This is a genomic window from Bartonella sp. AA56HLJMS (assembly GCF_042197145.1).
In the GTDB taxonomy this organism is placed as follows: Bacteria; Pseudomonadota; Alphaproteobacteria; order Rhizobiales; family Rhizobiaceae; genus Bartonella.
Window position 1 is genome coordinate 37,898 of record NZ_JBHIRL010000009.1, and the last position, 12,305, is coordinate 50,202.

Annotated in this window: 10 protein-coding genes; 3 read left to right on the forward strand and 7 right to left on the reverse strand. The window is 35.4% G+C overall.

Features of this window, described 5'->3' with window-relative positions; translation table 11 throughout:
* Nucleotides 1-3: 3 nt before the first annotated feature.
* The 7 genes from ACFINI_RS06055 to gltX form a co-directional block, all read right to left on the reverse strand.
* Complete coding sequence (locus ACFINI_RS06055) at nt 4-777, reverse strand: amino acid ABC transporter ATP-binding protein (protein ID WP_375620787.1); 774 nt, start codon at nt 775-777, stop codon at nt 4-6.
* A 79-nt stretch (nt 778-856) separates the two neighbouring features.
* The gene (locus tag ACFINI_RS06060) at nt 857-1,564 is read right to left on the reverse strand and encodes an ABC transporter permease (RefSeq protein ID WP_375620788.1); all 708 of its coding nucleotides are present in this window, start codon (nt 1,562-1,564) and stop codon (nt 857-859) included.
* Nucleotides 1,561-2,283 carry an ABC transporter permease gene (locus tag ACFINI_RS06065; RefSeq protein ID WP_375646803.1) on the reverse strand — a complete coding sequence of 241 codons (723 nt, stop codon included), beginning with the start codon at nt 2,281-2,283 and terminating at the stop codon, nt 1,561-1,563. Before ACFINI_RS06065 ends, ACFINI_RS06060 begins: the two co-directional genes overlap by 4 nt.
* Nucleotides 2,284-2,362: 79 nt before the next feature.
* Nucleotides 2,363-3,115 (reverse strand): transporter substrate-binding domain-containing protein, encoded by a 753-nt coding sequence (locus ACFINI_RS06070; protein ID WP_375646807.1) that lies wholly within the window; start codon nt 3,113-3,115, stop codon nt 2,363-2,365.
* 466 nt (nt 3,116-3,581) lie between these two features.
* Entirely contained in the window at nt 3,582-4,334 is a 753-nt protein-coding gene (locus ACFINI_RS06075; protein WP_375646811.1) for a transporter substrate-binding domain-containing protein, read from the reverse strand.
* Nucleotides 4,335-5,041: 707 nt separating this feature from the next.
* Complete coding sequence (gene gltA, locus ACFINI_RS06080) at nt 5,042-6,337, reverse strand: citrate synthase (RefSeq protein ID WP_375618359.1); 1,296 nt, start codon at nt 6,335-6,337, stop codon at nt 5,042-5,044.
* Between the two features lie 261 nt (nt 6,338-6,598).
* Nucleotides 6,599-8,029 (reverse strand): glutamate--tRNA ligase, encoded by a 1,431-nt coding sequence (gltX, locus tag ACFINI_RS06085; RefSeq protein WP_375646814.1) that lies wholly within the window; start codon nt 8,027-8,029, stop codon nt 6,599-6,601.
* 111 nt (nt 8,030-8,140) lie between these two features.
* On the opposite strand from gltX, the gene ACFINI_RS06090 reads away from it, so the two are divergent.
* From ACFINI_RS06090 to ACFINI_RS06100, 3 genes are all read left to right on the forward strand, one after another.
* A complete protein-coding gene (locus ACFINI_RS06090) occupies nt 8,141-10,399 on the forward strand; it encodes a ComEC/Rec2 family competence protein (RefSeq protein WP_375646818.1) in 2,259 nt (752 codons plus the stop codon).
* 481 nt (nt 10,400-10,880) lie between these two features.
* Nucleotides 10,881-11,585, forward strand: coding sequence for a ribose-5-phosphate isomerase RpiA (gene rpiA, locus ACFINI_RS06095; RefSeq protein ID WP_375612139.1), 705 nt, complete (start codon nt 10,881-10,883; stop codon nt 11,583-11,585).
* A 106-nt stretch (nt 11,586-11,691) separates the two neighbouring features.
* Complete coding sequence (locus tag ACFINI_RS06100) at nt 11,692-12,261, forward strand: DUF2059 domain-containing protein (protein WP_375612140.1); 570 nt, start codon at nt 11,692-11,694, stop codon at nt 12,259-12,261.
* Nucleotides 12,262-12,305: the final 44 nt, after the last annotated feature.

The window sequence follows — 12,305 nt, forward strand, 5'->3', positions numbered from 1 at the left end:
TGATTAATATTTAATTTTAGCAAGAAAATTACAAGCACGTTGGCTTTTAGGATTGGTAAAAAATTCTTCAGAGGCTGTATCTTCAACAATTTTTCCATTTTCTAGAAAGAGTATTCTTTCTGAGACTTTACGTGCGAAGCCCATTTCATGGGTAACACAAAGCATTGTGATCCCTGTATCGGCCAATCGAGCCATCACTTCCAAAACTTCTCCCACACTTTCTGGATCAAGAGCAGAGGTTGGTTCATCAAAAAGCATGACTTCGGGTTCCATACAAAGTGCACGGGCAATCGCAACACGTTGTTGTTGCCCACCAGAAAGTTGTAAAGGATATTTTTCACAGTGTTTTTCAATACCAACATGCGTTAAGTAACGAATTGCCCGTTCTTTTGCTTGTTGTTTGGAAAGGCCCTGAACTGTCATAGGTGCTAAAATACAATTTTGTATAACGCTCATGTGGGGAAATAAATTAAAGTTCTGAAAGACCATTCCTATCTTACGAAGAACATTTTTTTGCTGTTGTATAGGTGCAGTATGGATATCAACGTTATGGATACAGATTGAACCTTTTTGTGCTTGTTCTAATTGATTAATACAACGAATTAACGTTGATTTTCCTGATCCGGATGGTCCACAAATAACGATATGTTCACCAGCTTGAACATTAAAGTTGATATCATGTAGGACCTGAAAGTTTCCATACCATTTATTTAGATTTCGAATAGAGATCACTGGTTTTTTACTGGGAGAGATCGATTTATTATTTTTCAAATTCATCTTATTTTATTCTTTCATTGATGAAGAACTTGATTAATTCAACATTTTGGTTTGGTAAAGTTTTTTATGATCATTTTATTTACCGTAAATGTCGAGTGAGGCGCTGCTCGATAAAAACAATAAAACGATGAATGAGTTCAACGATAAAGAGATAGATAAGAGCAGCCCAAACGTAAACTTGAAAATCGAAAGTCCGTGAATAAGCGAGTTTAGCAACCCCCATTAAATCATAAACAGTAATAAGTGAGGCAACAGCACTGGATTTAATCATTAAAATCAACTCATTTCCTAGGGGGCGTAATGCTACAATCATTGCTTGTGGAAGAATAACTCTAAAAAATGTGACAGAGTTGCTTAAACCTAAAGCTTTTGATGCTTCGCGTTGTCCAGTTGTTACGGATAGAAAACTTCCTTTAAAGATCTCAGATTGATAGGCAGCAGAATTGAGTGTAAAAATAAAAAGACAACAATACCACGCGTTTTGAAAAAACCACCATAGCCCCACCTGTTGCCAAAAACTGTTCATTGAACCAAGCCCATAATAAAAAAGAAAGAGTTGAGCTAATAAAGGAGAGCCGCGGAAAAAATAGACATAAGCATTTGCAAAATATTGTAAAAATGTATTCTTTGATAGACGTGCAAAAGCGATAATCATACCCAAAAAAAGACCTAGAGAACAAGAAATAGAAACAAGCTCAACAGTAATAATAAAGCCATTAATAAATTTTGGTCCATAATGGCTTAAAAGATCAGGATTAAAAAGGAAATAAAGCCACTCAGGAATCATTGACCTAGCACCTTTTTATAGCCTATTTGAGTGTATGTTTCCAAATGGCGTAAGATTGCAGCAAAAAACGCTGAAAATAACAAATAGAGTAAGCATGCTATAAAATAAAATAGCATGGGTTTATTGGTAGCAGCGACAGCTAAATTCGTTTGTCGCATGAGGTCAACAAGCGCGATTGTAGAAACAAGGGATGTATCTTTCAGTAAAGTAAGCCAATTATTAGAAAGTCCTGGTAAGGCATTTCGGATGAGCTGAGGAAAGACAATACGAAAAAATGTGGTTGTTCGCGAAAGACCTAAAGCTTTAGCCGCTTCATATTGACCTTTATCAAAAATATTAAATGCTCCAAGCCAAACTTCACAAGAAAAAGCTGCAAGAACCATACTAAGAGCAAGAACACCAGCAACAAAAGCATTGATACTGAACATGATTTCAAAATTAAAATAGTCAAATAAATTTTGAATAAGGCTTTGTAATCCGTAGTAAACTAAAAACAGAGTTAAAAGCTCTGGTAATCCACGAAACACCGTTGAAAAGAGACGTGCTAGAGCTTTAGCTATCTTAATATTGGATCGAATCATTACTGCATTGAGAAGTCCTAGAGGAAATCCTAGAAGGCCACAACATAACGCCAATGACAATGTCATTCCTGCACTGGAAAGTATAACCGCTCCCCATCCCCCATTGCTAAATGATAGCAATGCTAAATTTTCAATCATTCTTGTGTTCCTCATGAAAGAGTTAGATAATATTTTTTAGCAATAACCAACGGGTTTCATTTAAATATCATATTGATATTCAATAAACATCACTTGTAAAATATTTTCTCATAATTTTCTCATAAGTTCCATCCAAACGAATTTCTTTTAGCGCCTCATTGAGCTTATTTTTAAGATCATTATTATTTTGACGGACTGCAATTGCAACAGGAAATCTTGTTTCTTCTAGAGTTCCTAGGAGGAAACAGCAATCTTTTCCTTCATTTTTAAGCCAATTTAATGCTTGTAATTTATCAACAATAATCACATCAAGTCGATGATTTAAAAGATCACGATTCACTTCGATTGTGGAAGGATAGAGTTTTATTTTCACCTCTTCAGAGGCATAATGATCTTCTGCATAGAAAGCTTGTGTTGTATTTGATTGCACACCAAGATTTTTACCTCTAAAGTCTTTTGTCGCGATTTCTTTAATTCCCGAAGCTTTGGTAACAATAACAGCCAGTGCTGTATCGTAGTAAGGATCTGTAAAGTCAATTTTTTGTAAACGCTCTTGTGTGAGAGAGAGGGAAGCAATGATAGCATCATATTTTTTTGCAATAAGTCCAGGGATCATTCCCTCGAAGTCTTGTGTAACAATAGTACACTCAACATTCATTTTTTTACAAAGTGCATAAGATATATCAATATCAAGTCCCTGCAATTTATTATTTGAGTCAATATAACTGAAGGGAGGATAGGTGCCTTCACTCGCAATTTTTAATGTTTTCGCATCAGCCAATTGGGTGAATAGTGCGGCGCTTATTATAAGAGCTCCTGCTAATAGTTTCATGATGTTCTCCTATTGGATAAGCGGGCAATATGAAATCATTATGTTTTTATAATCTGTAAGCTTTTTGGGAGCAATTCAAAAATTTATTGATGTTTATTTTAGATCATTATGTTGGGCATTATTGATAAAAAAAGAATAAATATCTTATTGCTTGTATGATAGCTTAATTTTCACGAAATGATTGATTTGAATCATTTCATGAGTCAAAACTGAGATTTTTTTTGAAAATAAGGCTATTCAATTTGAACATAAAGAAAAAATTAGATTTTGATACGATAAAAATACAACCTTATTGTTGTTATTAGATTCTACAAAATGTTTAGATCTCAAGGAGCAATTAAAAGTTATTTTGATAAATGTAAATTTTCTTATAAAAATGCCGAATTTCCAATTATACCCGCATGTCCAATAAAAAGTTAAAGATACCCCTTAAATATACAGATTGAGTTTTAATTCATAGTGATATCTAATTGATATCGAAAGTAAAATATTTTCTCATAATTTTCTCATAGGTTCCATTGGCGCGAATTTCTTCTATTGCTTTATTAAAACTGTTTTTAAGATCATTATTATTTTGACGGAGTGCAATTGCAATAGGAAAATTTGTTTCTTCTAGAGTTCCCAAGAGGAGACAGCAGTCTTTTCCTTCATTTTCAAGCCAATTTAATGCTTTTAATTTATCAAAGATGATGATATCAAGCCTATGGCTTAAAAGATCACGATTAACTTCTGTTGCTGTAGGATAAAGTTTGATATTAACTCCTTCAGAGGCATAATGATCTTCCGCATATGCAGCTTGTGTTGTATTTGATTGTACACCAAGGTTTTTACCTCTAAAGGCTTGTGTTGAGATTTCTTTAATTTCCGAATTTTTGGTAACGATAACAGCGAGTGCTGTGTTGTAGTAAGGATCTGTAAAATCAATTTTTTGTAAGCGCTCTTTTGTAGGAGAGAGGGAAGAAACGATAGCATCATATTTTTTGGCAAGAAGACCGGGAATCATCCCCTCAAAGTCTTGTGTGACAATAGTACATTCAACATTCATTTTTTTACAAAGCGCATAAGATATATCAATATCAAACCCTTGCAGTTTGTTATTTGAGTCAATATAACTAAATGGCGGATAAGAAGCATCGCTTGCAATTTTCAGCGTTTGAGAATTGGCCGATAGGGTAAACAGTGTCGCGCTTATTATAAGAGCTCCTGCTAATAATTTCATTATGTTCTCCTATTAGATAAGCTGGCAAATATGAAACCATCATGAATTTTTATAATCTGTAAGCTCTTTTGGAGCAATGTAAAAAATTTATCTATGTTCATTTTGCTATCATTATGCTGAATATCATTATCAAAAAAATAATTTCTTTTTATCAAGTATGGGAATAAAAAATACAGGAAAGAAAGTCACCTCTTATTGATTATAGGGTGATTTTTAATAATTTTATTTAAAAATCAATAATTTATCTTTAAAAGAAAAACTATCAACTTAAATACAAAGAAAATTTCAGCTTTTAACAGGACAAAATGTAAAAGTGTTTTTATTCTAATTAGAGAAGCACTTAATGTAAGCTTTTTGCAATTTTATCTGAAGAAGATAGAAAGAAAAATTCTGACATTGCTAGATTTTAATATGTAATAAGGCTTTTAAACATGGGGGAATGATAGGGAATACATTTCCATTAAAGATAATGAGGATTATAAGGTAAAATTTTCAATTTCTTTTTGCTAAATGTTTGGCTAATTTGCAGAAGAGTATTCTCAATTTCTTTACAGAGCTAAAACTTAGAATTTTTTAGTAAATTTTTATGATGATGTTATCTCTGTAGAAAGAGTTTTAAAATCACGTTTTATAAAAATTTTTAAAGGATGTTTTTTGATTACTCTCAATAAAGCTTCAGTAAATTGAAGCTTTATTGATTTCTTTTTTTAATTTGCACGTTCATCTATAGGAACATAGTCACGCATAGCATAGCCTGTGTAGAGTTGTCGAGGACGACCAATTTTTTGTGCAGGGTCTTCAATCATTTCTTTCCATTGTGCCACCCACCCGACACTGCGCGCCAATGCAAAAAGGACAGTAAACATTTCAGTTGGAAAACCTAGAGCTTTTAATGTAATGCCGGAATAGAAATCAACATTGGGATAAAGCTTTTTCTCAATAAAATATTCATCACTTAAGGCAATTTTTTCAAGCTCTATTGCAATATCAAGAAGAGGGTCATCTTGAATGTTGAGTTCTTTTAAAACTTCATGACAGGTTTTTTGCATGATTTTTGCACGTGGATCATAATTTTTATAGACACGGTGCCCAAAGCCCATAAGGCGGAAAGGATCATTTTTATCTTTTGCACGTGCAATAAATTCAGGAATTCTTTTAATAGAACCTATTTCTTGTAGCATTTTTAGGCATGCTTCATTGGCACCACCATGTGCTGGTCCCCAAAGGCATGCAACACCTGCTGCAATACAGGCAAACGGATTAGCACCTGAGGATCCAGCAAGACGTACCGTAGATGTAGAAGCATTTTGTTCATGATCTGCATGAAGGGTAAATATTTGATCCATCGCCCGAGCAAGCACAGGGTTTGTTTTATATTCTTCACAAGGAACAGCAAAACACATATGGAGGAAATTTGCAGCATAACTAAGATCATTACGTGGATAAACAAATGCTTGTCCAATACTGTATTTATAGGCCATAGCAGCAAGCGTTGGAACTTTTGAGATAAGACGAACAGAAGCAATCATTCTCTGGTGAGGATCTGTAATATCAATAGAGTCGTGATAGAACGCAGACATAGCGCCAAGGCAGGCAACCATGACGGCCATAGGATGAGAATCACGACGGAAGCCATGGAAGAAGCGTGCAAATTGTTCGTGGACCATGGTATGCTGCATAATACATCGATCAAATTCATTTTTTTCTTGCTGTGTTGGGAGTTCACCATAAAGTAAAAGATAACAACTTTCGAGAAAGTCTCCTTTTTCAGCCAATTGATCAATAGGATAACCACGATAAAGCAATATGCCTTTATCACCATCGATATAAGTAATTTTTGATTCACAAGAAGCTGTTGAAGTAAAACCAGGATCATAAGTAAAAATATCGGTTTTTTTATAGAGAGAAGCAATTTCAATGACTTCAGGTCCACTCGTGCCTTTACGCAAGGGAAGCTCTACTTTTTTATCATTCACAATAATATATGCGTTATTCTCAGACATTCGGTATTCCTTTCAGATCCTTCACTTCTAAAAATTAAGACTCTGCTTCATCAGAGTGGGGGATGTATAACTGAAGCTTTTCTTACTTATTTAAGGGTAGATTGCCTCTAAAAGTGAGTACATGCAATCTAAAAATATTTCCTTATTGATCATTATTACTCAATAAGAAATGTATTTCAATGATATAACATAAAAAACTCTTTTAGGGCACGTTGAGATATCTGTATAGACCCTTATTTGAGGAAATATACTCAGTGTCCATCATGGGTATATTGTTGTGATAAGTTGGTCCTTGATGCGATGAAGAGATTCATCGCGTCCTAATAAAATAAGAACATCCAAAACACCTGCTGATGTTGCACATCCTGTAAGAGCTGCGCGAAGTGGTTGGGCGATAGATCCAAATTTGAGATTCTGTGTTTGTACACAAGAGCGAAGTGTTTCATCTAGAGTTTTTGTATCCCAAGAGGGGCAAGCTTTCAGAGCAAGATAAAGATCGTTTAAAATGGTTCGTCCATTTTTATCTAAGAGTATTTGAGCTTTTTCATCAAGTTGTAAAGGTCGTTGCATAAAAATGAAGGAGGCATTGTCAATCAGTTCGCACAGTGTTTTTGAACGTTCTTTCAAATGCGGGATTGCTTTTAAAAATTGAACACGGCGTTTTTCATCAAGTCTTTCAATAATTTGTGCTCCCCTATCGGTTTCTGGTAGAATATTAAGAGCGGCATCAAAAAGTTCTTGATCATTACTCATACGCATATAGTGTCCGTTGATGGAATCGAGCTTTTTGAGATCAAAACGAGCAGCACCTTTGTTAATATCCTTAATATCAAACCAAGAAATCATATCTTTAAGGGACATCAGTTCGTCATCACCATGACTCCAACCTAAACGGACAAGGTAATTGCGCAAAGCAGCAGGAAGATATCCCATTGTTCGGTAGGCATCAACACCGAGCGCACCATGTCGCTTTGATAATTTTGCACCGTTTTCACCATGGATAAGAGGAATATGGGCCATAACAGGAATGTCCCATCCCATTGCTTTAAAGATAATCGTTTGTCGGGCTGCGTTGGTAAGATGATCGTCACCACGTATAATATGTGTGATGCCCATATCATGATCATCAACGACAACAGCATGCATATAGGTAGGCGAACCATCAGAACGCAAAATAATGAAGTCATCGAGATCTTTATTAGGAAAACGGACATCACCTTGAACACGATCATGTACAATCGTTTCTCCATCTTGAGGGGCTTTGATGCGAATAACAGGCTTAACACCTTTAGGAGCTTCAGAACTATCACGGTCACGCCAACGTCCATCATAACGTGGTGGGCGCCCTTCTGAACGGGCTTTTTCACGCATTTCAGCTAACTCCTCAGGGGAAGCATAACAATAATATGCTTTGTCATTTTTGACCAACTGTTCAGCGATTTGGCGGTGACGTTCTGCACGTTCGAATTGCGAAATAGGGGCGCCATCATAACTAAGACCCATCCAGTGCAAGCCATCTATAATGGCTTTTACAGCTGCTTCTGTTGAACGCTCTCGGTCTGTATCTTCAATTCGTAAAAGCATTTTTCCACCGGTATGTTTTGCATAAAGCCAATTAAAAAGAGCAGTACGAGCACCACCAATGTGAAGGAAGCCAGTGGGTGAAGGGGCAAAACGAGTAATAACAGACACGAATATTTTCCTTTAAACTAAGATATTACTTATGGAATTTTATAGAAAAGTCATGTTAGCATAAGTGATGGGGCGTGCAATAGCCGTATTGCGAGTTAAAGTGGGGGACTGATGTTTTATAAAAGTAAAGAGGGTTTATCCGAAAAATCTGTTACAGAAAGAAAAAAGCCATGTCAGATAGGGCAGAGTGTTTTTTCTAGGTATGATGATGCAAAGAACAGTAGCTATAATCAACAAAAACTTTTTTTATTGACACTCTTAAAAGAAGTAATCATTTTTTTTCGCAAATGGTTAGAAGATTGTATTAATAAAGAAGTTTCTTTTGGTATCCTTTTTTCGCTGATTTTAGTCTTTTTTGCCCTAGGAATCATTTTCTATTTTCATTTAGAGTGGGAACCAAGTTGGGGACAATTGGGGGCGTTGGTCAGTATTTTTCTGGGAATATTCTATGTAGCACGTTTTTATCGAAAAATATCGATTCCCGTGGGGTTTCTGTTTTGTATTATATTGGGTACTTTAGCGGCAAAAATAGAAACGTGGCGTATTGCAACACCCATGCTAAGCAGTGACATTGTCACTACATTGACGGGAAGAATTGTTTCTATTGAGTCAGGTGCCAAAGGAGGATTTCGTTTAGTTTTGGATATTTTGAATACAGAAAATCCCGTATTACGCCATAGTCTTCATCGTGTTCGTTTATCGGCAAGATATTTGCCATCTGGCTTAGCGATTGGTGATGGATTGCATGGAAAAGTTAAGATTCGTGCATTCTCTGGGCCGGTGCGTCCAGGAGGCTACGATTTTAGTTTTCATAATTATTTTAAAAGAATTGGAGCACAAGGCGTTTATTTAGGAAAACCAAGAAAAATATCCGTTTCGCAGCCTGATGGAATATTCGCTATCATTCTACAGAAAATTGAAAATTTACGCACGAAGATGACACAAAGAATCCGTATAGCCCTTGAAGGAGAAAAGGGGAGTGTTGCAGCTGCCCTCATAACAGGGCAGCGTGCTGGTATTTCAAATGAGACAAATGAAGCATTACGTACAGCTGGATTAGCTCATATTTTATCAATATCAGGTTTACATATGGCGTTGTTAAGCGGCATAGTTCTTTTGAGTATCCGTAGTTTTTTAGCATTTTTTTCAGTTTTTTCTTCCTATTATTCCAGTAAAAAATTTGCTGCTATCGTTGCTTTTATGATAACAGCTTTTTATTTGTTATTGTCGGGCTTAGCAATATCAGCGCAAAGAAGTTTTGTGATGATTGCTGTTATGTTGGTTGCTATATTGTGTAATCGCTCTGCTATAACAATGCGTAATTTTTCCATTGCAGGGTTGATAACTCTAGCGATGACACCTCATGAAATATTAGGTCCTAGCTTTCAAATGTCTTTTTCTGCGACTGCTGCTTTGATCGCTTTTTTTGATTGGTGGAGTGGAAGGTCATTTTTTCTTAAAAGAAAAACAACTCCCTCTTATGTTGGAGGAGGAGTGATAAATTTTGTTTTCTTATCGATGCTTTCAACATGTGCTTCTTCCTTTGTTGCAGGGAGTGCAAGTGGAATTTATGCTGCTTATCATTTTTCTAATATGGCATCGTTGAGCATTATCAGTAATGCTTTTGCTTTGCCTGTCATCTCAATTTTTGTCATTCCCTTTGGATTAATCGCAGTTCTTGCAATGTTAGGAGGATTCGAATGGCTTCCTCTTCAAATTATGGGTTTTGGAGTTGATCTTGTAATAAAGATTGCACATGCTATCAAGGCTATTTCTCCTGATTTGAATCCTGGTTTTATGCCGTTATCAGCGTTAGTTTTATTGAGTATAGGCTTGGTTGGACTGACTTTTTGCAAAACACCCATCCGGCTCTTTTTTAGTTTGTTTATTTTGGCAGGTATTTCTATTTGTGTATTGCATTCACCTGTACAACTGATTATAGCAGATAATATGCGCCTCGTGGGCGTTATTCATGATAAAAAATTATATATTGATCGTTACCATATTTCTAAGTTCACGACATCCATATGGAAAAAGTCATTTCGTGTGAATGAAACGATTAAACCAACAAAATATGGTCCTTCGTTGCACGGACAATTTATTTGTGATTATCATGTATGTACATCTTTATTGGATAATGGATTAAAAGTGATCGTTTTACAGAGAGAAACAGATCAATGTGTAGAGGCAGATATTCTCATTCAGACATTTGTGATGCATAATCCAACTTGTTACAAGAAGGCAAAAATAGTATTTATACCTCAACAATTGTTATCACGAGGAAGCGTTATGATGACCAAAGGTGGAGATATTATTTGGTCTTCGCTAGGGTTTCATAGACCATGGAATATGCACAGACAGCATTCATAAAAACATATAATCAGTCATATTTTGCTTCACATTTGGATAATGACAAAACAAAAAATAACAGAAGACTTTTCTCATAATATTTTACGGTATTTAAATTGGTAAGTTTATCAACGTTATTGAAATGAGATAATAATCTACAGTTTTCTAGAAATGGATGATTTTTTATATCTGATCATTTTAATTTTTTCAAAAAAATTGATATGTGCATCTTTGTGCATCCTATTGATAGCACAAAATAAATCAAAAATTCTTATTGAATGAGAAAAATGCTAACAAATATTCTCAAAGAAATAAAAAGATAATTGTTGATTATTCTATTTTATTCTTATCATATATTTCTATAACGAGTAACATCTCTTCAAGCAAGAGATGATGGTCAATTTAAATAGATTGCGTCAAGAGGTTGTCTTTTATTATCATTATTATCGGTGGTAATAGGGGTGATAAATCCTGCTTATACGGATAGAAGGCAAAGTCATTCATGAATGTTCAGCAGTTAAAAAAAATGGCAGCTATTAAAGCGCTTGAGTTTGTTGAAGATGGTATGCGGCTTGGTATCGGATCTGGTTCGACAGTCAATGAATTTATTCGTCTTCTAGGTGAGCGTGTTGCGGATGGTTTGCGGGTGACTGGTGTTGCTACTTCAAAATATTCTGAACAACTCTGTCATAAGTTTGGAGTGCCTGTTAGCACTTTAGAACAAATACCTGAGCTGGATCTTGATATTGACGGAGCAGATGAAATTGGTCCTGAGATGATGCTCATTAAAGGGGGAGGGGGAGCATTGTTGTATGAAAAAATTGTAGCGTCGGCATCTCGTGCAATGCTTGTCATTGCGGATGAAACAAAGGTGGTAAAAAGACTTGGTGCTTTTGCACTACCAATTGAAGTTAATCCATTTGGTATCCACACAACATGCAGAGCCATTGAAAAAGTCGCTGATGATTTAGGGCTTTCTGGAAAAATTGCATTGCGAATGAATGGAAAAAATCCTTTTGAAACAGATGGTGGCCATTTTATTCTTGATGCATTTTGGGGCTGCATTTTGCAACCAAAACCATTATCAGATGCACTTCTTGCTATTCCTGGTGTTGTTGAGCATGGCCTTTTTTTGGGGTTGGCTTCACGTGCAATTGTCGCTATGGCTGATGGTCAAATAAAAGTTTTAGAACCGTTTGATTTTTAGAAAAGGCATTTACATGATGATATGTTAGCACAGTAAAAAAGGGTCTTAAAGATTTTAGGTAGAATAACGAATTAAAATTATAATTAGCGATCGGGGTAATCATTAAATGAAAATAATATTTTCTTTTCAGCGTTTTGTCGTATATTTTAGTGCAATTGCTATTTTTGTTGTGAATGTTGGCATGGCTTATGCACAAGGGGTGAGTGATCAACATTTAGATTCAGCGCGAAAGGCAATCAGAGCTATTCATGCAACGGATCAATTTGATAGCTTTTTACCAAATGCGGTCCATGATTTCAAAAATGAACTGATTAGCGATGATCCGAATTTGGCAACAGCTATTTCTGATATTGTTGATAAGCAGGCGCTTGCTTTAATTAAAAGGCGCTCTGATCTAGAAAAAGAGATTGCTCATGTATATGCAAAATATTTTACTCAAAAAGAGCTTGATGCGATAACAACATTTTATAATTCTGATACCGGTAAAAAGTTTTTGACAGAAGTCCCCAATATTGCACGTGATTCTTATTCAGCATTTGATATATGGCGTACTGCTCTTATGCGGGATCTTGTAGAAAATGTGAAAAAAGAGATGTCTGAAACACTTAATTTGAATAATTCTACTATGCCTACAAATATGCCTATAAAATCAGAATCTTCAGAAAATAAAAAATAGCTTGATCGATATCATGACAACAATAGGCAATTTCTGATTTTTTT